This is a genomic window from Paenibacillus taichungensis (assembly GCF_013359905.1).
GTDB lineage: Bacteria > Bacillota > Bacilli > Paenibacillales > Paenibacillaceae > Paenibacillus > Paenibacillus taichungensis.
On record NZ_JABMCC010000118.1, the window covers coordinates 153,267 to 174,654 of the forward strand.

Annotated in this window: 17 protein-coding genes; 3 read left to right on the top strand and 14 right to left on the bottom strand. The window is 45.7% G+C overall.

What is annotated here, in order from left to right:
- The first annotated feature begins 171 nt into the window (after positions 1-171).
- Both HP548_RS23920 and HP548_RS23925 read left to right on the top strand, forming a co-directional pair.
- A complete protein-coding gene (locus HP548_RS23920; RefSeq protein ID WP_063565687.1) occupies positions 172-1,164 on the top strand; it encodes a DUF1385 domain-containing protein in 993 nt (330 codons plus the stop codon).
- Between the two features lie 5 nt (positions 1,165-1,169).
- Entirely contained in the window at positions 1,170-1,502 is a 333-nt protein-coding gene (locus HP548_RS23925; protein ID WP_076291866.1) for a hypothetical protein, read from the top strand.
- Positions 1,503-1,570: 68 nt separating this feature from the next.
- Here the strand turns inward: HP548_RS23925 and HP548_RS23930 are convergent, their stop codons facing one another.
- The 3 genes from HP548_RS23930 to mntR all read right to left on the bottom strand — a co-directional run bounded on the left by HP548_RS23930 (position 1,571) and on the right by mntR (position 4,891).
- Positions 1,571-2,572 carry a patatin-like phospholipase family protein gene (locus HP548_RS23930; protein ID WP_076291865.1) on the bottom strand — a complete coding sequence of 334 codons (1,002 nt, stop codon included), beginning with the start codon at positions 2,570-2,572 and terminating at the stop codon, positions 1,571-1,573.
- 84 nt (positions 2,573-2,656) lie between these two features.
- Entirely contained in the window at positions 2,657-4,255 is a 1,599-nt protein-coding gene (locus tag HP548_RS23935) for a family 10 glycosylhydrolase (protein ID WP_076291864.1), read from the bottom strand.
- 207 nt (positions 4,256-4,462) lie between these two features.
- Positions 4,463-4,891 carry a transcriptional regulator MntR gene (gene mntR, locus HP548_RS23940; RefSeq protein ID WP_076291863.1) on the bottom strand — a complete coding sequence of 143 codons (429 nt, stop codon included), beginning with the start codon at positions 4,889-4,891 and terminating at the stop codon, positions 4,463-4,465.
- Between the two features lie 230 nt (positions 4,892-5,121).
- On the opposite strand from mntR, the gene splB reads away from it, so the two are divergent.
- Positions 5,122-6,192: a spore photoproduct lyase gene (splB, locus tag HP548_RS23945; RefSeq protein WP_175383086.1), complete on the top strand. Its 1,071-nt coding sequence runs from the start codon at positions 5,122-5,124 to the stop codon at positions 6,190-6,192.
- A 148-nt stretch (positions 6,193-6,340) separates the two neighbouring features.
- On the opposite strand, the gene HP548_RS23950 is transcribed toward splB, so the two are convergent.
- The 11 genes from HP548_RS23950 to HP548_RS24000 all read right to left on the bottom strand — a co-directional run bounded on the left by HP548_RS23950 (position 6,341) and on the right by HP548_RS24000 (position 21,383).
- Complete coding sequence (locus HP548_RS23950; protein ID WP_024631017.1) at positions 6,341-7,054, bottom strand: cytochrome c biogenesis CcdA family protein; 714 nt, start codon at positions 7,052-7,054, stop codon at positions 6,341-6,343.
- 48 nt (positions 7,055-7,102) lie between these two features.
- A complete protein-coding gene (locus HP548_RS23955) occupies positions 7,103-7,906 on the bottom strand; it encodes a metal ABC transporter permease (RefSeq protein WP_024631018.1) in 804 nt (267 codons plus the stop codon).
- A 50-nt stretch (positions 7,907-7,956) separates the two neighbouring features.
- Entirely contained in the window at positions 7,957-8,733 is a 777-nt protein-coding gene (locus HP548_RS23960) for a metal ABC transporter ATP-binding protein (protein ID WP_246318198.1), read from the bottom strand.
- Between the two features lie 37 nt (positions 8,734-8,770).
- Positions 8,771-9,766 carry a metal ABC transporter solute-binding protein, Zn/Mn family gene (locus HP548_RS23965; RefSeq protein WP_076291859.1) on the bottom strand — a complete coding sequence of 332 codons (996 nt, stop codon included), beginning with the start codon at positions 9,764-9,766 and terminating at the stop codon, positions 8,771-8,773.
- A 306-nt stretch (positions 9,767-10,072) separates the two neighbouring features.
- Positions 10,073-12,142, bottom strand: coding sequence for a methionine--tRNA ligase (metG, locus tag HP548_RS23970; RefSeq protein WP_281364908.1), 2,070 nt, complete (start codon positions 12,140-12,142; stop codon positions 10,073-10,075).
- A 429-nt stretch (positions 12,143-12,571) separates the two neighbouring features.
- Positions 12,572-12,823, bottom strand: a complete 252-nt coding sequence (gene yidD / locus HP548_RS23975; RefSeq protein WP_076291858.1) for a membrane protein insertion efficiency factor YidD — start codon at positions 12,821-12,823, stop codon at positions 12,572-12,574.
- A 2-nt stretch (positions 12,824-12,825) separates the two neighbouring features.
- On the bottom strand, positions 12,826-13,290 hold the full coding sequence (locus tag HP548_RS23980; protein ID WP_063565677.1) for a Fur family transcriptional regulator: 465 nt from the start codon (positions 13,288-13,290) through the stop codon (positions 12,826-12,828).
- A 393-nt stretch (positions 13,291-13,683) separates the two neighbouring features.
- Positions 13,684-15,951, bottom strand: a complete 2,268-nt coding sequence (locus HP548_RS23985; RefSeq protein WP_175383087.1) for a stalk domain-containing protein — start codon at positions 15,949-15,951, stop codon at positions 13,684-13,686.
- Between the two features lie 284 nt (positions 15,952-16,235).
- Positions 16,236-17,897, bottom strand: coding sequence for a beta-N-acetylhexosaminidase (nagZ, locus tag HP548_RS23990; RefSeq protein WP_409347676.1), 1,662 nt, complete (start codon positions 17,895-17,897; stop codon positions 16,236-16,238).
- Between the two features lie 13 nt (positions 17,898-17,910).
- The gene (locus tag HP548_RS23995) at positions 17,911-19,545 is read right to left on the bottom strand and encodes a response regulator (protein WP_175383089.1); all 1,635 of its coding nucleotides are present in this window, start codon (positions 19,543-19,545) and stop codon (positions 17,911-17,913) included.
- Positions 19,542-21,383 carry a cache domain-containing sensor histidine kinase gene (locus tag HP548_RS24000; protein WP_076291854.1) on the bottom strand — a complete coding sequence of 614 codons (1,842 nt, stop codon included), beginning with the start codon at positions 21,381-21,383 and terminating at the stop codon, positions 19,542-19,544. Before HP548_RS24000 ends, HP548_RS23995 begins: the two co-directional genes overlap by 4 nt.
- Between the last annotated feature and the right edge of the window lie 5 nt (positions 21,384-21,388).

The window sequence follows — 21,388 nt, forward strand, 5'->3', positions numbered from 1 at the left end:
TCCATTTTCGTCCTAACTCTACCGGGTAGTATGTACAAATCAGGACAAAGTTAACAACATCGACCCTGTATCGACTCGTAAACTAGAAATTGCTCTCAAAATTCGATACAATAGGGTTATAAAACTGCCTTCGACCATGAAGGCCTAGAACAGAATAGGAAGGTGAATAATTTGCCTCAACAATCCAAGCCTGTCAGCTACGGGGGGCAAGCTGTCATTGAGGGCGTAATGTTTGGCGGTAAACATGTCAACGTTACAGCTGTGCGAAGAAAAGACGGCGAAATTACGTATCTGGAAGTTCCCAAGCAAGACAAGTCCTGGGTCATGAAATTGCGGCGGATTCCACTACTGCGCGGGATTGTCAGCATTATAGATTCGAGCGTCAAAGGAAGCAAACATCTCAATTATTCTGCTGACGCATATGCTGATGATGAACTGGAACCTGAAGAAAAAGCAAAGCAAAAAGAAAAAGAAGGCTCAGGTTGGAGCCTTAGCATGATTATCGGCGTTACTGCAGTAGCTATCCTTTCGTTCCTCTTTGGTAAAATTGTGCTTACATTGTTGCCGGTTGTCATTGAAAATTTTCTATTTAAAAATGCATTCGACAATCAGTTTTTGCATAATTTACTGGAAGGCGGAATTAAGCTGATTCTGTTGCTTGCCTATCTGTGGCTGATTTCTCAGACACCAATGATTAAACGTCTGTTCCAATACCATGGTGCTGAACATAAAGTCATTAGTGCTCATGAAGCCGGAGAAGAGCTTACACCAGAGAATGTGCAGAAGTATAGCCGTCTGCATTATCGTTGCGGAAGCAGTTTTATTATGTTAACTGTCATTATCGGCATATTTTTGTACTCGCTCTTCACATACGATAACCTTTGGGAACGTATGGGACAGCGGTTGCTGTTGTTGCCAGTAGTACTCGGTATTTCATTCGAATTGTTGAAGATGACCAACTCGGTACGTGACATCCCTGTACTTCGTTATCTCGGATATCCAGGGCTGTGGCTGCAATTGCTGACAACCAAAGAGCCAACGAATGAACAGGTAGAAGTATCCATCGCTTCGTTTAACCGTATGCGTGAATTGGATGCCAAACTCGCAAACGTTTCGGCCACGTCGGAAGTTCCTGTTGCAACACTTGATCCTGTGAAAGGGTGAATGATATGAAGAAGCAGGCAATCATATTTTGGACGTTCATCGCACTCGCTGCTATTGGAATCTTGGCTAGGCTGGGAAGTGGAGGTATATCCCAAATTATCATCCCCCTCGTCGTGTTCGGAGTTGTGTTCCTGCTCTATAAATATCCGCCCCGCCGTTGGGCACGCAAGACATCATCACCAAAGATTAAACCCTCGGCTAAAACCATGGCTAAAGTTAACGCACAGTCTGGTGCCCGAAAAAGTAGCGGTGCTTCCAAAAAACGCAAGGATTATCCTTTCCAAGTCATTCAGGGACAAAAGGGTAAAAGTGATGAAGACGTTCCCAAGTATCATTAAAACGCTAATACAGACGAAACACACAGAAAAGCAATTCTCCAAACATGCGGAGAATTGCTTTTTCATTTTTATACAGGAGTCAGCGGTGGTATGTCCGTCTGTTTCTTTCTAAGCTCTCGTCTCTGTTTGTCCAGCTGTTCACCATATATCTTGGTATTCCACCCACTGAAAAATTCAGTACCAGCGGTAACACCAGATTGATATAAAGCTGTACTGTCTTGTACAGAAAGGTGAAATTCAGTCGGTTTAATTCCAAGGGTAGGAATTTTTACAGTACGGAATCGATTAACCTGTTCGATATATCGCTCATCATGAGCAGTAAGCATCGTTTCAACCAATGCCTGAAGCATACTTAGAGGCCCTCTGATTCTGGCTGGCTCTCCTTCGGTTTTGCCAACCATCTTAAAACCGACTACAGGGATGATGTCTCCTCCACGTTCTGTACGCTCTCCATCAAACAGCCAGAGCGGAAAATTGCTCAGTAATGCGCCATCCACGATGTAAACAAACTGGTCCGCAAAACGTAAACCTTTGGATAGAATCGGGGATCTGCGAATGGCAACCGGGTCGAAGAAATAGGGAATACTGCAGCTCATGCGTACGGCCTTGGCTACTTCCAGTTTCGAAGGATCAATCCCGAATCGTTTGATATCGTCTGGAAGCACCAAAATGGTGCCATTGGAAATGTCGGATGCAATGATTAGCAATTTACCTGGAGGCAGATCAGCAAACGTCCTAACCCCCTTTTTTTTCAGCATATCCCGAATCCAGCATTCCAGCGCTTCACCAGAATATAGTCCTTTCTTCAAAAACAGCCTTGCGGCGGGCCCGATCCACTTCGTATCAAAAATGGGAGAACGTCGCAGCAACGAAGCAAACGGTGTATTCTCGATAATGCCTTTCATCTCTTCCGCCGAATAGCCAGCCGCCAACAAAGCAGCTACGATGGAACCCGATGACGTGCCCGCTACGCGATTGAACTCAACACCGTGATCCTCTGCACCCTTTACGGCGCCAGCAAGTGAAATTCCCTTTACGCCGCCACCTTCAAATACTCCGTTAATCAACACAATAAAACCCCCGTTCTCCAGGCAGTCCATGCTACTACTGCCACTGTATGAGAACAGGGGTTGGTCATATTACGTTAAAATGTTTTACAGTCCATAATAGGCTTTTAATTTGGCGATTAAGCCGAGCGGGTTTTTCGTCAGGTACTGTGAGCTGAAGAAAATATCCCCTTTCACCGTATCATATTTCTCATTATATATAAGCTGATCAATGATTTCTTGGGATGTCTGCCACCCGATTTCTGGTGTACCAAGCTTATAAGGAGAGTGACCAATATACAATTTCACATCGGTATTTGCCACTTCATTGGCCCACCAGTCAACCACCTTGTCATATCTGGCAGCACTTAGTGTCATGCTCCAGTACACTTGGGGTGCAACATAGTCAATCCACTCCTGCTTGATCCAAGTCCGCACATCCGCATTCATGCTGTCATAAGCGGTTACTCCGGCTTTTGTATCAGAACCTGTCATATCAACCGATTTGTTACGCCATACACCAAATGGGCTAATGCCGTATTCAACGCCAGCTTTCACCTTGTGAATGCTCTCTCCGAGCTGCTTGACGAATTGATTGATATTGTCCCGGCGCCATTCTGCCCGGTCACTCGTATTCAATGTGTTGTATGCTTTGAAAGCCGCATCATCATTAAACGTTACATTGGAAGGATAGAAATAATCATCCAAATGTACGCCATCAACATCATACTGGTTAACCACTTCCATGATGGAATCAATAATATGCTGTCTCGCTTCCGGTATGCCTGGATTAATATACAGCTTGCCTGATGCGTTAACAATCCAGTCCGGATGAAGCTTGGATACATGATTGGCAGCAAGCCCAGTTGTCGTTGCCGAGTTGGTAGCCCGGAACGGGTTGAACCAAGCATGGAACTCAAGGCCACGTTTATGAGCTTCCTCGATCATAAATGCAAGTGGATCATACCCAGGATCTTTCCCCTGTGTGCCTGTCAGTACACTATTCCACGGTACAAGACCTGATGGATAGATCGCATCCCCATTGGCTCGTACTTGAACAAATACAGCATTGATCCCCATATCCTTCAACGTATCAAGCTGCTGAATGAACTCCAACTTTTGTTTTTCTACATTTCCTTTGGCACTAGATGAAGGCCAGTCTCCGTTTACAGTCGAGATCCAGGCTCCTCGCATCTCATCTGTATTTGGCGTAGTTCCCGTGCCTCCAGGCTCTGCTGGTGTCACTGGAGTAGGATTGGGAGCATTGCCTGTGGCCAGATTAATCGTCTGCTCAGACTGGTTCCAGGTGACCTGAATTCCCAAGTTCTCACTGACGAATCGAATCGGTACCATAACGCGGCCTTGCTTCAGTTCTACCGATGCATCAAGATCAACCACAGCACTATCCACCGTTGCCTGCTGGCGTCCACTCGTCATCGTAATGACTGAATCGGATTTCTTGATCGTAACTGTGCGGGTAGCCTGTGACCAAAGCACAGATGCACCCAGTCCTTCGCTAATAACACGCAAGGGAACCATCGTTACATTTACTTTGGGCAAAATGTAAGGTGAAACATCAGACTCCAAACGCTGTCCATCCAAATAAATAACAATTTCCTTTTGACTAGCTGCCTGCGCCGTCAGTCCTGACGTTTGTAAACCCAGAACAAAAATGAGCAGCAGGATTAATCCTTTACGAAGCTTCATCAGTGCAATCCTCCAAAATAATTATAAATTCGCGGCAAATTCTGCTAGTTTAATAGACGCTCCTAATGATTGTTAAGTTGCGAATAATCGCCAAATTTTGGTCAGAAAAATGCAAAAGGACGCTCCCTACCGTTTTAGCGGCAGGTGCATCCTCTGATTTTGAATGGATATTCATTGTAATTTTTCAGTTAAGTCTGGCTTAAAAACTTAAGATTCTGTATTGCTCATGACATCCTGAATACTTTTGAGATCACGCAGTCGAGTCTCATCCTGGCGGAAATATTCAACCAAAGATTCGATGCAGGTAATGGAATCCCAGCTCAAATGGTGTTCTATCCCTTCAACATCCTGGTAAATATTTTCTTCTTGAACACCTATCGTCGTCAAAAATTGTTCAAGCAGATGATGGCGCTCCATCAACCGTTTGCCCATCTTTTTACCTTTTGGCGTAAGCACCAGCCCGCGGTACTTCTCATAGATCAGGTACTCGTCTTTGTCCAGCTTTTGGATCATCTTCGTCACCGATGAAGGATGTACTTCCAAACCTTCAGCTATATCAGACACACGAGCATAGCCCTTTTCATCAATTAATTTGTATATACGCTCCAAATAATCTTCCATACTGGGCGTTGGCATCTGCTTCCCTCTCTTCTCTCTGACCTGCAATATTCTTGCCTGGTCACTATCTTATAATGATACATGTTATCAATACGCATTGGCAAGTCCTGCACAATTCATTCACTATTTACAGTCCATAAAACACTTTTCGGGCTTGAATTCCTTCACCATTACGCAAGTATTGGCAAGGGTGACTTATCTCTAAACGAGGCAAACTAAGCAGGTTCCGTATTGAAAGGAGTGATTTCGTGAGTACAAGTGTAGCGCAGCCACCCGTTCGCAAAGCAAAAGGCACTAAACCCTTTATTCCCGATTTGGTGTATTTTGAACCCGGTGCGCTGGAATATGAAAAAGGTAAACGAATTATGGAATGGATTACCTCTAGAGATATCCCATATCAGATGACGACATCCCATAATCGAATTACCAATCTCCCTGGTGAAACGGAACAGGAAAAATACCGAATGGCCAAGCGCACCCTTGTCGTCGGCGTGCGTAAAACACTCAAGTTTGACCAATCGAAGCCTTCGGCGGAATATGCCATTCCCATCTCCACAGGTTGTATGGGCCACTGTCATTATTGTTATCTTCAAACGACACTTGGGGCCAAACCCTATGTCCGTGTCTATGTAAACACCGAAGAAATCATTGAGGCTGCCAAGGGATACATTGAGGAACGTGCACCTGAACTTACCCGTTTTGAAGCAGCCTGTACATCTGATCCCGTAGGTCTGGAGCATATTACAGGAAATCTCGGTGACCTAATTCGTTTTATGGCGGATGAGGAACACGGGCGACTTCGCTTTGTAACCAAATATCATCATGTTGATCCTTTATTAAACATCAAGCATAACGGACACACTCGAATCCGTTTCAGTGTGAATTCGGATTATGTGATCAAAAATTTTGAGCCAGCCACCTCACGATTTGAAGAGCGAATTGAAGCCGCAGGCAAAATTGCTCATGCCGGATATCCGCTCGGATTCATTATTGCCCCAATTATGTGGTACGACGGGTGGGAAGAAGGATATAGCGAGCTTTTACAAAAACTTGCCGATACACTTCCCGAAGAAGCAACCAAGGATCTAACTTTTGAGATGATCCAACACCGTTTTACCAAAACGGCAAAAGCCACCATTGAGAAGCGATACCCCAAAACCAAGCTGGAGATGGATATCGAAAAGCGGAAAATGAAATGGGGCCGCTGGGGCCAGTACAAATATGTGTATAAAGATGATCAGCAGGATGCCCTGCGTGAGTTTATTACTGAACGCATTTTTGAACATTTCCCACTGGCCAACATTGATTACTTCACTTAAGCGTAGAGCTGATACCTAATATTAAAGAGCCATTGATTAAAAAAGCAGGTTACATGAGCCCAGAATCATTCTGGTTTCCATGTAGCCTGCTTTGTTCTTATTTAAAATAACCCTTGAGTAAAATAATAAAAAGCGTCGTTACTCTGTGCTAGATAATCATCCAGTCTGGTGTAATTTGCTGTAGCCAAATCGTAATTTTCGTCATCTGATCCGTAAACAACAACACTCCGAGGAACAACATTAATGCCCCTCCAGCTTTCATCATGATATTGGAATAACGCAAGATCCAGCGTGTAGAACCGATGAAAAAGGCCAAAATGAAGAACGGTAACGCAAATCCAGCTGTGTAACCCGTAATTAAAGCCAACCACGTTGTTGGTTCGCTCGCAGCCATCGCGATGATAGCAGTCAATATCGGCCCAATACAAGGCGACCATCCTGCCGAGAAACCAATGCCAAAAATAAATGAGCCTAAGTACCCCGCTGGTTTCCATTTCATATCCATTTTGCGCTCTTTCATCAGAAACTGAGGTTTGAACAAACCAAGCAAAAATAAACCCATTAACATGATTAAGATTGCGGATAATTGACGAATGAGATCTCGGTTATCATTGAAAAATTGGCCAAACAATCCGGCTCCCAGTCCGAGCGAATAAAACACAGCTGAGAAGCCCAAAATAAACGCCAGCGTATGAGTCAATGTCTTGAAGCGAACTTCACGCTGATTGCGCTCATCCTTCAACCGTTGTACCGTCATCCCCGTAATGTAGGAAAGATACGATGGATACAGCGGTAGACAGCATGGCGATATAAACGAAGCTAATCCTGCTACAAAAGCCAGCCACACATTAACATCAGGCATGAAGCGGATATCTCCCTTCCCTGGGGGCTCACTTGCTCTCGTTCAGACTCAGGCTCGGAACCCTTTTTTTCCAATCATCGTTAGAATCAGCATCATGATAAGCAAAAGTACAATTGTTGCTCCTGGTGCAAGGTTCCAGATCCCGGCCACAACCAGCCCAATGACCACGGCAATTTCGCCAATGACTACGGACAATATAATCGCCGATTTGAAACTTCGTGCCATCAGCAAGCTTACAGCTACCGGAATGGTCAGCAGTGCGGATACCAGCAATGCACCCACGATTTTGATCGCCGTACTAATGACAAGGGCTGTCATCACGGTAATCAGCATGTTAAGCAATTTCACGGGTAATCCGGTTACCGCTGCGGCATCCTCTTCAAAGCTGAGCAGGAAAAACTCCTTATGTAACAGTGCTACAACGATGACCACGATCAACGTGACCACACCGACCAGCTTCAAATCTGTGGAGTCAAGTGTATAAATACTGCCGAACAGGTAACTCATAACATCTGTATTATAACCTTTGCCCAGCGTGAAGAACAATGAAGCCAGCGCTACCCCACCGGACATGATAATCGCGATCGATAATTCGGCATAACTTTTGTACGCCTTGCGCAGTTTCTCGATCGCAAAGGATGCGAGCACGGCGAAAATAAGCCCCACCGCAATCGGATACACTTCAATCAGGAATCCGAGTGCAACCCCGGCTATAGTCACATGAGACAGGGTATCCCCGATCATGGATAGACGCCGCAGCACCAGAAACAATCCGATCAACGGTGCGGTGATGCCGATTAACAATCCCCCCGCAAGCGCCCGCTGAAAAAAATCACTCATTAAAATTTCCAAAACACACACGACTCCTTCGGCCTTGCTCTAATCTGGTTGCGTACTCGCGTCTAACGTACCTGGGTGGTGGTATGCTGCAAATTAGTCTCGGCGCAGTCTTCCACCTCATGGGAATGACGGACATGGAAATGTATCTTTCCGTTTGTCACCGCTGCTTTGGAACCGAGATAACTCTCCATCCGGTCCATATCATGTGATACCATCAGGAATGTCATCCGGTGGTGTTCATGCATATGGGTAATCAATTCGAAAAAACTGGCCTGGGATTCAGCGTCGATACCCACCGTCGGTTCATCCAGAATCAAGAGGTCAGGGTGATTAATAAGCGCCCGTGCCAAAAACACACGCTGTTGCTGTCCGCCTGACAGTTGTCCAATCCGTTTGTTGGCCAAATCCTCAATCCGCATCACCTGCATAGCATCTGTGCACTGCTGCTGACATTTACGCGACATTCGGCGGAACATATTCTTATTGTTGTACAAGCCAGACATCACAACTTCCCTTACCGTCGCAGGAAACAATGGGTTAAACGCATTTTTTTGCGGAACATAACCAATCCGTTCCCAATCCTTAAATCGGCGGATCGACTGTCCGAATAGCTTGATATCTCCCTCGGCTGGAGGCAAAAGTCCAACCAACATCCGCAGCAATGTCGTTTTGCCCGCCCCGTTTGAACCGATAATTCCGACAAAATCCCTTTCCTGGACCATAAAATCGAGATTTTCAATTACTCGCTGGTCACCGTAGGAAAATGATAGTTTCTCGATCTCTATGATTGGATCATGACACAATGGCATGATTTGCTGCATGGCAAAGCCGCCCTTCATTATATATAAGGATTGCAATCGAATCCTTCAGTCTATCTTATTTTAATGCGATCAGCAGATTTTGCAAATTTTTCTCCATCAGAGTGAAATAATCATCCCCGTTGGTAGCCTGTTCTTTGGTTAAACCTTCTACCGGATTCAGGACCATGGTCTCTACACCCGCTTCATTGGCAAGAGTTTTCGCCAGTTTGTCAGATACCAACTCTTCGAAGAAAATGTATTTAATCCCTTCATCCTTCACCAACTTGGCCAACTTCACAATATCTTGTCCTGTAGGCTCCGCATCGGGAGAAAGTCCCATAATGGCATGCTGGGTCAACCCATAGTCACGTGCAAGGTACCCGAAGGCTTGGTGTGATACGACAATTTCCTTGTTGGGTACTTTAGACAATTCATCCGTAAAGTGCTGATCCAGTGTTTCCAGCTTGGTCCGCAGCTCTTCGTAACGTTGTTCATATCCTTCTTTATGTGCAGGGTCTACTTCAACCAGGCTGTTTTTGATATTTTCAGCCATTACCATTGCCGATTTTGGACTTACCCACGTATGAGGGTCCACATGATGGTCTGCGATATCCTCTGCGTTAGCTTCATCAGCATGTTCGTCGCTATGTTCATCCACCTGTTCTTCACCATGACCGTGTCCATCATCACCTTCAGCAGTCAATAGAGTAACCCCTTCACTTACTGCAACTGACTTCACCTTGGTATCGCTATTCAGTGACTTCAGGAAGTTGGGGACCCATCCTTCCAAACCTGCACCATTGTATAGAAACAACTCGGCTTTGGATGTATTCACAATATCTTGGCTCTTCGGCGTCCAGTCATGTGGTTCAACACCTGTGGGCAGCAAATTAATGACATTTGCATCTTCCCCGCCAATAGTGGAAGTAAACGCATAGACAGGATAGAAGCTCGTGATCACATTCACTTTGCCTTCCACCAGCTTGGCACTATCCGAATTATTCTGACCGCATGCCGACAATATGAGCAAACTAAGAACAAGCAGACCGCTGAGCAACAATTTCATATGCATTCTTCTACCTGTCACTTGAGTCCGGTTTAACTGGTCTAGATTTCTTCCATTATAAAGTTTCACTAGTATTCACTCCGCATCTCTTAATCGTAAACATTACTGAAAGAATTATAGGTAACCTGCTCGAACTTGTCAAGCCGCTTTGTCCTATCCATTCTTTCCTTGAGCACGGAGTTCATAACAGTATATGCTTGTTTTCTTCCTATCAGATCCGATTTCACCCCAAAATAAAAAGTGACCCGATTCTCATCGAGCCACCTTCTATTACAACTATATAAATCAAAACCTTGTTGTACCCTCAAAGTATTATTTTACTTGTGCACCATTAGGCATATTATCCGGTACCGTTGCCAGAGTAAGCTGGTCGCCATGAGATGCGGCCAGGATCATGCCCTGGGACAGTTCACCGCGCAATTTCACAGGCTTGAGGTTCGTCACACAGATGACTTTGCGTCCAACCATATCTTCAGGTGAATAAAACTTCGCAATTCCCGATACAACCTGACGTTGCTCATAGCCAAGATCCAGCTGCAACTTCAGCAATTTATCGGCTTTCTTGACCGGTTCACAAGCAATTACTTGAGCGACACGCAGTTCCACTTTGGCGAAATCGTCAATACTGATCTCTTCTTTACCTTCTGGTGCTGTGACGGGTTGAGCGGCTTCAGAAGAGCCTCCAGCATCAGCTTGAGCTGCCTCAGGCTGCGCTTCAGCTTTTTTGCCTCCAGTCATCGCTTCAGCAATATAAGCAATCTCCTGCTCAGAGTCCAGACGTGGGAAGATCGGGTCACCCTTCTGCAATGCGTTGCCAGCTGGAATAACACCCCATTGCTTCGCTGTATCCCAAGCCGTCAGTTCACCTTCCTGAATGCCAAGTTGTTCCCAAATTTTGCGCGGAGCACGTGTCAGGAACGGCTGCAAGAGGATAGAAGCAATCCGCAAGCTTTCAATCAGATGCGACATTACCGATGCCAGTTCATTGCGTTTTGCTTCATCACGAGCCAGAGCCCAAGGCTGAGTCTCGTCAATGTATTTGTTACTGCGGCTAACAAACTGACTGATCGCTGTCAACGCTACGGAAAATTGCAAGTTTTCCATAGCCTGCTCCACTTTCTCCACAGCAGCAAGACCCGCTTCTTCAAGAGATGCATCAAATTCGGTCACACCAGAAGTAAACTCAGGCGCTTTGCCTTCGAAATATTTGTCCACCATGGCTACCGTACGGTTCAACAGGTTTCCAAGGTCATTGGCCAGGTCGGAGTTCACACGTTCTACAAAGCTTTCTGGAGTAAATGTACCATCTGAACCAAATGGAACTTCACGCAGCAGGTAATAACGCAGTGCATCCAGACCATAACGGTCAATCAGAGTTACCGGATCAACGACATTGCCTTTTGATTTTGACATTTTGCCGTCTTTCATCAACAGCCAACCGTGAGCGAATACTTTCTTCGGTAAAGGTAGGTCCAATGCCATCAGCATAATCGGCCAGTAAATCGTATGGAAACGAACAATTTCTTTCCCTACCAGATGCACGTCCGCAGGCCAGAATTTGTTGTAAAGCGATTCGTCGGATGAACCATAGCCCAGAGCTGTAATGTAGTTGGACAACGCATCAATCCATACGTATACAACGTGTTTCGGATCGCCTTTAACTTTGACACCCCATTCGAAAGTTGTCCGGGATACGGCCAAATCTTCCAAACCTGGCTTGATGAAGTTGTTGATCATTTCATTTTTGCGGGACTCCGGCTGAATAAAACCCGGATTCTCTTCATAATATCTCAGCAAACGATCCGCATACTTGCTCATCCGGAAGAAGTAGGATTCTTCTTTTACCAGCTCAACCGGATGTCCGCTATCCGGACTTTTGGCCGAGATAATTTCGCCTTTGTCATTCTTCTCCACATCAACCAGTTGGGTTTCCGTGTAATACGTCTCATCCGGGATACTGTACCAACCTTCGTACTCACCCTTGTAGATATCCCCTTGTTTCAGCAAACGGTCAAAGATATCCTGTACCACTGTTTTGTGGCGCTCCTCCGTCGTACGAATGAAGTCGTCATTGGAAATATCCAGTTTGTTCCACAGTTCCTTGATGCCAACCACGATGTCGTCTACAAAAGCCTGCGGTGACTGTCCTTTCTCCTGTGCCTTGCGTTCAATCTTCTGTCCGTGTTCATCGGTTCCTGTTAAATAACGAACTTCATAGCCACGCAGACGTTTGTAACGAACCATAGCGTCACCCGCTACAGTCGTGTAGGCGTGCCCGATATGCAGTTTGTCACTCGGATAATAAATCGGTGTTGTCAGATAAAATGTTTTTTGATCAGCCATAGATGAATTCTCCTCCTTCATATAGTCGTGCTTTTTCATTGCATTTGCCTAAAAAAGAACACAAAAAACTCCCGTCCCTGTATGGGACGAGAGTTGCTCTCACGTGTTACCACCCAAATTCCCCGTGCTTTTCACAAACCACAGGCTCTGCCGGTCCTTCGACCGCCCATTAACGCTGGATCACGCCTCGGCCTTACGACAGCCGTTCTAATCAACGTCTGCACGCTCGAAAGAGGTTCCTCCGGGACCATATTCCATCCTCCTCCCAGACCGGTTCTCAGCTCATCCGGCTCTCTGCACTGGGGGTGTGTCTGTACTTATCCCTTCACTGGAAATCATATAGAACTACTGAAAACCAAACTTTTGGATCAGATATACATACCAAAAATATACTGAAATACTGCCTCCTTTGTCAAGTGGACAGCAATCTTGATTCAACTCAAACCGGTAAAATCGACCATTGGATTGTTAATCCGATACCATCACAGTCTTTTCAGCCTTGGGCGGCACCAGATCCACTCCGCCTGGATGAAATGGATGGCATTTCGCAATACGCTTTGCCGCAAGCAGTGATCCTTTGAACGCACCGTGCACCTCAATCGCCTCCATCGCGTAAGCCGAACAAGTAGGATAGAAACGACATGTCGGCGGCTTCAAAGGAGAGATATAGCTACGATACACCCGAATGGGAGCCTGAACCAGTCTGCGGGATAACTTCATCGTCAGTGCTTCCCGTGAGTGTGCTGATGACCAGATGACACTTTGGCTGGCACATGTTCAGCACAGTCCTTACAGTACCCGAAAACTTCAAATTTATGATCGACAACCTGGAATTGCTCAGGCGCATCTGCAAGCTGCATTGGGCAAAAAACGATTGGATATGTCTTTTGGCATTTCAAACAAATCATATGGTGGTGATGGTGATCCTCGCTGCAATGTGCTCTGAACTTCACCCCATCTTCAAAGATGACCTGCTCCAGCACACCCAATTCTTGCATGACACGCAAATTCCGGTACACCGTGTCAAAACTCAGTCCGCTGTAAGTCTTACCCATATATTCATAGACGTCCTTGGGTGTCAAATACCCAGGGGATTCGGCAAATAACCGGGCCAGTGTCTTCCGCTGATCCGTAATGCGGAGCCCCTGCGAGGACATGGTAGTAATAATCTGTTCTGTCGACAGCATGATCTAAAGCACCTCCTGTCATTTGAGCATTCTGCATAACCCCCAAAGAGCGAGACTTCAATTCCAGCAATACTTAGATCGGAATGGTTTTATTCGTCTAGGTATTGTACCCGTTAGCCTGTGGAATCAAATTATGCAAATGCTGATACTTATGCTTGATTTATATACTACTAATAATGCCTTAAATGAAGTTCATAGTCAACGAAAGCGCTTGGATACCGCTAATTACAAGCGTGACTAAAAAAGAGCTGCCCCCGGTCATTTGCATGACTTGGGGACAACTCCTTCTTCTGACGGTTCAGATGATCAATCCTTCGGGCGACTTTGGGGGTGACAGGATAATACCATATAACTTCACACCAAACCGTCCGTCCTAGGTAACAGGTGAAACAATTACTTCTCTGTCGGAAGCGGTGTGAACAGCAGGTTAACCGGCAAATTGCTTCCTGGTGCAGCCGAGAACACAATCGTTACAGCTTCGCCGTAAGAACCTGTGCGGTAGAGTACACTTTGTTCATTTGGTGCACTTAACGATTTGCTGCCATTCGAAATCTGCACAACCTGACCATTAACAAGTGCTACACCCGAGTATCTACCACCACGAGGGTTGAATGAGATCAGCGTGTGCGGAGCCACATTGTTCAGTGTAATTTTGTAAAGTACGCCGAAGTTACCCGCGTTAGAAGCTTCCGTATAGGCCATAGGGTCTGTGCCGACCAGATTCGGATCACTTGCATTATCCCCAAGTGGCAGACGAGCGGGCTTCGAACCTACTTCTTGGTCATACGTGATGACACGTGTTGCATTCGGGTACGTACCACGGTTGTGCACACCGTCACGATCCAGAACAGGCAGTGTGGACCATACAGCCATCGGATCTTTATTTTCTTCGATCATGATAATGTTGTAATCCAGCCTGTAGTCGCTGAAAACATCAGAATACAGTGAAATTACTTGCCCTTGCTTCATAGGAAGAGCATTGAGTTCAGTAAGAATCAATTTGCTCTCTCCTGGCTGCAACACAACATTCAATTTTCCAGTGCCATCTTGCATGGACTGGAACCAACGCTCAATCGATAACCTTCCGGCTACTGTTGCAAATGGCGAAGGACCCGCGAAGCCCATATTTTGCTGCTCTAATGTTGCTGCGTACATATTATTATTCGTAGCAACAACGTACATTTTCACGTTTTTACCGGTGTTATTTACATGGTGAATCATGAAACGGGTCTGACCGATTGAAGACTCTTTGTACACAATCCCTTCCGAATTAACGGTTTCTGGGCTGTTACTACGAATCAGCACACTTTGCTCATCGTAATAAGTGTACGGAACTTTCTCCATGGCAGGAACTTCACTGCCGTTAAAGCTGAACTTATCACCTACCGGCGTGAACAACTGATTAAAATCAGAGATAGTATACAGTGTTTCATTAGTGATATTGACATTCTTGGTATAGCTGTTACTAGCACCATGTTTGTCCGTAACGGTAATTGTTACTGTTTTTGGACCCGGAACAAAGAATGCCAGAGCATTGTTTTCCCATTCAGTTTTTACAATAGCATTTTCATCATCAGTGCTCTGATCAATGTACGTGATCTTTTCACCCATTTTGTATTCTTCCTTGTCTGTCGTAAACATCGCTACAGGGGGAAGATTCGGTTTCTGAACTTGAATCGTAACAGAGTACGAATCACTCCATTGTCCGCTCGAATCCTGGACAGCATACGTTACCGTATATGTACCTGGTTGGTCAAACGAATCCTGACGGCCAGTCCAGCGCTCGTCTACGATATCAAATCCCTTTGGAGAGCTGGATTTGGTGTTGTATGTCACCGTGTCTCCTACAAAGATCTCTTTTTGTACTGTGAAGCTGGCTACAGGTTTGGTATTCAGGTTCAGTACAACAGTCTTGGCAGACTGATTAACTTTATAAGTAATATTAAGTGCCTGAGTAATCGATGTCAGTGGCACCATGAACGTATTTTTTTGTTGATAGGCAGGGCCTTTCATCGTTCTGGATTCACCGTTAACAGTGTAAATGTTACTATTTGTTTTGAAGCGAAGCTCATCTTCGCCACTAATAATAATGGTTTCTTTGGTTGTATTGTCATATTTCACTTCATAACCAACCCGATCAACCAGTGCGCGGATCGCTACATAAGATACTCCATTTTTAACAGCCATCGGCTGTCCAGCAAGATATGTTTTGCCGTCTTGCACCATTTTGTTGCTGTTCATATAAAGTGTCAGATCTCCGCCTTTACTTCCGGCTACAGATTGACCGCTTGTAGATGGTTGCTCAACCTCAACTGGAGCTGTCGGAACTGTTGTTTCCTCTTCCGCATCCTCTCCATCAGCAGGGTCTGTAACAGGGTCAATCGGAGTAACATCTGTACCGGTAGGTTCATTCGTCACCGGGTTTGTTCCTTCGACTGCATTGTTATCATTGTTATCAGGCTGTTTTGTATCTGCCCCAGACTTTACATCCGATTCCGAGATTGTTTGTTCTTTCTTCACAACCTCCACGGATTTTACATTGGCTGTATTTGTTGTTGTTGTATCACTTTGATCGGTTGCTAGTGCATTCGCTGGAATCGCTGCAAACGCTTGGAATACAGCTAAAGCGGTAAGTATGGATAATTTCTTCTTCAAATTCATTCTTTGTCTTTGGCTCCTTCTGCTCCCATTTTATAAATATCCCCCTCAAAAAGTCATACTATTAGACGCTTAGTACCGGGAAAAGTTGCTAAAAATATTTGATAAGAATTGTAAACATTTAATAGAGCGAAAATACTATGAAAATAGTTATCTATCACACCTTCGACTTGGAGTGAAATCTGTATTAAAACCGGCCGCATTTTCCAATAAAAAAATCCCTCAAGACATGGTTGAATAAGCACCATGCCACAGAGAGATTTAGAGATATAGAGTTTTCGAACTTGCTAACGCAAACTGACGGGCAAGCGTCCTGTTGGCTGCAATTCACCTGTTAAAACGAGGGACAATGCGCGAACCACTGCAGGAGTGTTCTCGTACGTACATACATAACTTCCCGGCGTCGGAATCTCCAATAGATCGTATGGATTACGCAGAGCGACTACAATCAGGGAATGCTTCTCACTAAGTTTTTGAACCAAATGATGTTGCCCTTTCGGAAGATGGCCTGCGGAAGTGTAAGTACATACGATGATTTGATCTTCCTCCGACACATTCTTGAGTATCTCGTCCGCTTCATCATAAGAAGGCTGTGTCGTTATTTTGTGCTCCCGAACTCCGGCTCTCAGCTGCGATAACGCCACGCCAAGCGAATCTGTATGAGACCATGGTTCATCCACTTCTGTGCGTTGCACAACCTCCGGCCAGATGACATACACATTCTTTTCAGGGTTTAAGGGAAGCAATCCATCATTCTGAACTACAGTAATACTATTGGAGGCAATCTCATCCAACCTGGATTCGATGGAGGCCAGCGACCTTGATGATTCATCTTTCTCTTTTATTGAGAACGTGATCCCATCCTCATCAGATCCATCCGATACAGTATCATCCTCTTCCATGGAGACAAACGCATGCTCCCACTGACCACAACGCGCTGCCTTCCATGAAATAATATGTTCCAATGCCTGGTTAATGGTAGCTTCTTCAATTCGCCCAGTGCGAACGGCTTCCACAACGGCTTCCACAGCAGAGACTTGATCTTGCAGTGTGTGACTGACCAGAATTAGATCAGCACCTGCCTCCACGGCACGAATGGCTGCTTCGGCCACACCATATGGCTTGGATATCGCATGCATTTCCAGACAGTCTGTAATAATAATGCCGTCAAAGCCCATTTCTTCGCGTAACAGCCCCGTCAACACTTTACGGGACAATGTAGCTGGAATCGGCTCCGGTTCAATCGCCGGGAAGACGACGTGAGCAGTCATGATGGCATCCACTCCGGCCTCAATAGCGCGATGGAACGGCAGAAGTTCCACCTCATTCAGCCTGTTACGTTCATGAGGTACAGTGACCATACCGAGATGTGAATCCACCGCTGTATCTCCATGTCCAGGAAAATGTTTGGCTGTTGCAGCAACGCCTTGGGATTGATATCCTTTGATGGCTGCTGCACCGTGAGAAGCTACGCTCTCCGCATTCTCGCCATAGGAGCGCACCCCGATGACCGGATTAAGAACGTTATTATTCACATCCAACACTGGAGCGAGGTTCATATCGATACCGATGCTTTTTAACTCTTGACCTAGAATCTGTGCGCATTCAAGGGTATAGTCCGGATTCCCCGTCGCTCCAAGCGCCATGTTTCCAGGCACCTGGGTCACTCCCTCTTTGTCAATCCGGGCCACCATCCCACCCTCTTGATCCACGGAGATCATCAGAGGTAAATCTCCGGCTTCAGCTGCGATCGCTTGCAAGTCGGCAGACAGTCGTTTTAACTGGTCTACGCTTTCCACATTCCGCCTGAAATAAATGACGCCTCCAACATGATAATCACGGATCAGTTGATTGATCTGTTCATCAGCATGCTGTCCATGGAATCCACACATAAACATCTGTCCTACCCGCTGTTCCAACGAAAGCTGATCGATCGAATTCATACGCATGCTTTCCTCCCCATTATGAACCTGCTCTTTGGTTTGACCTGAATTCTGATGGTTTCATGTGAAAATGTTTATGGAACACCTTGGAGAAATATCGCCGTTCCTTATACCCCGTCGCTTCTCCAATGGCTGTAATACTCCATTCCGTTGTACTCAATAATAAGGCCGCACTCTCCATTCGCTTATGGGTCATATATTCAACAAAGGTTACACCCATCTGATTTTTGAACAGCTGGCAAAAGTAGCCCGGACTGATGCCCAGCCAATCAGCTACCTCATCAATGCCCAGATCACATTCCAATCTGGCGTTCATATACTCGCACGCAGAACTGATCAGCTCAGACACAGAGGGGCGAGGTACACTTTTCTTATCATGACAAACATAAGCAAGTGCCTCCGCCAGTTCGATTAATTCCTTGATGGATGTTGCTGAATGCAATGCACTCCAGAAGTGCATTTCGTCCTGTTCAGCCATGACATGTACTTCGCGCAATTCACGAAGCATATGTACCAGCAGAAAACGCAGACTATTTTCGGCTACGCCATCCAGCGTACTTTTATGCTCGCTCATCTGATGTTTGAGCCTCACTAGCAGGTCTATCAATCCTTGTTTATTTCCCTGTCTGATCCAGCGGGTGATCAAGTCCAAATCCTCTTTTGTAATCCACATTGTTGTCCTGCTGGAAGGTTCTTTGGATGACATGATAGAGTGCTCAGCAGATTCTTGTTCCTGCCCATCGCTGCGCTGATTAGAATCATTCATAATTAGTAATCGCTGACAGTGCCGGTATCGCTCAGCCATCTGATCATTCAGTTTCACAGGCATAACATCCTGAATGACCCTTGTCTTCATGCCTGAACCTATCTCAAATGTCGTATCTAGTTCCAACTGGACCTGTTGAGCCAGTGCATCTGCTCGCAGTCTCCATTCATCTGACGCCTCCACCAACATGCACCATTCTCCCTTACGGGCCGAAATCAGCAGAGTACCTTCACAAATCCGGTCTGTAATCTCCCTAAGTTTAGAACGGACCATTCCATGCCAGCTTTGGTGCCGAGCCCCAGACCATCCGATCGAATGTTTAAAATAACCTGACACATCGATAAGTAGCAGGATATATCGTAACGAAGATGCCTGTGGTTCGGAGGAAGAAGGAGGGGAAGAATATAATGAATCTTCCTCTTTTCGCATCAGGTCAATGATATGTTTGTGCCTTACCCATACTTCCATCTCCGATTTGCGGTGGCGTTCAGCCTCCACTTCCAACCGTTTCTTCTGAATCTGACTAGCAAGCTCACGCAATTTCTGTTCCAGATCCAGGTAATCGATTGGTTTGCATATGTATTCATGGACATTGTAACGAATGGCCGTACGAGCATACTCAAACTGCTGATATCCTGTCAGCAAAATAATCTCGCAAGTTTCACCTTGTTCCCGCAATATTTGAATTAGTTCCAGACCATCCATAGAGGGCATGCGAATATCACATAACATGATGTCAGGGTGACATTCAGCAACTTTATCCAGTGCTTCGGACCCGCTTCTGGCCGTACCTACAATTTCAATGCCCATGTCTTCCCATGGCAAGATAAAACTCAAATTCTCCAAAATCGGCAGCTCATCGTCAACCAACAACGCGGTTAGATTCATTCATCTTCCCCCTGCTCATATTGTGGAATAATACATTGAATGATAGTGCCATGTCCCGGAGAGGAACATATAAACACCCCGTATCCGGCCCCATATTGAATCCTTATCCGATCTGCAACACTTCTTAAACCCAGCCCTCGACGCTCTGCCATTGAAGACAGCTGCTTCGTTCCCTCAGCCATGATGTATTCAGGCGGGTCTTCTGCCATGTATTCGAATCGAGCCAACATTTCCTGGGGAATACCGATACCATTGTCCTCAACTCGAAGCACCAAGTTATTCCTTTCCACAAATGCACTGATCCGAAGTACACCCTGATATTCGATTCCCTCGAACCCATGCTGAATACTATTTTCCACAAGAGGTTGGAGGGTTAGCTTGAGTATAGATGAGGTGTACAGATGAGATGGAATGTCAATCTCGTACCGGAACAAATCACTAAACCTGTAATGCTGGATCTCAAGATAACTCTGCAAGTGCCTTAACTCCTCACTAAGCGAGATCTCCTCCTGATCCTGAATACTGATCCGCAGCATATTGCCAAGACGTGTCACCATTTCACTTACTTTACGCCCTTCTCCCCTCATGGCTAGTCCGTTAATGGATTCCAGCGTGTTAAATAGAAAATGAGGTTTGATCTGGGCTTGAAGCACGCGTAGTTCTGCCTTGGCCTTCTGTTCCTGCTCTGCACGAACACGTCGGAACAGACCGCCGATGCGATCCAGCAATTCGTTGAACCCTTGGGCAAGCAGCTGCATCTCGTCAAAGCCACTTCCTTCGACCCGGGCATTAAAGTCCCCGTCATCTACACGCCTCATGAATCGTACGAGTACCGCAATATTGCCGGTAATCCGGTTCATGAAGAACACATTGAAAACCATCGCAGCAAGCAGGCACAGCAGAATGATAATAATCGACCAGCCAGCAAACACATTCGTCTCTGCCGATAATGCTTCCCATGAAGTGACACTGACCAGACTCCAGTTATAGTTTTTCAGATGATATTGTGAAATGATGCTTTCACTGCCATCGAACACTGCTCTGGTGCTGCTGAACCCTGGTCCGTAAATTCCAGAACGCACACCCAGATTCTCCATCTTCTCTCCGCTGTAGCGTCCGGAAGGATCGTATACGATCAGACCCTCTTCATTGATGAGCAGGAACGAAGTATCCTGTGCAGGATCACTTATCTGCAGATGGCGGAAGATGCGGTCCATCTCCCCTTTTTTAATCTGAACGACAAGGACCCCAATATTCTGAAAATAACTGAGTTCCTTGACCAACCGAATCTGAGTAAAGACAGGCTCTACGCCCGTCAGTTCAGGATATTCCAGAGGGGCCAGCCATTTGGGCACGCCGTTGAGTTCCTGGATTTCTTTGAATATTGGATGAACCTTAAATTGTTGGAAAGGAAGCGCTTGAAAATTTTCTTTCGTAAATATAGAAACAATCTGGTTATCCTGAGACGAACGCGGACGCAAATCATACAAGAAGGCATAACTAATAAACGGGTAGTTGTATAAAAGGGAACGGAAATTACGCTGGCTGGCATTCAGCGACAATTGATTACCGATTCCAAGGTCCTGTTTGCTAGGATCTTTGGCGTTCAAAGCCATCTGGAATACCGATGTGGCAATGCCGTTGTCCGTGACATTGTTGATCTGCTGAAAAACATTCTCGATATTATAGCTGATCGCCTGGAGTGCATATTCAGACTGCTGATTGTATTTTTTCTCAATCGTATGTGATGTGACCAAGAACATGCCGATTCCAAGCGTGCACATCGGTACAATGATGAGCAACAGAAATGCCATGGCCAGCTTCATCCGCAAGTTCATTTCCC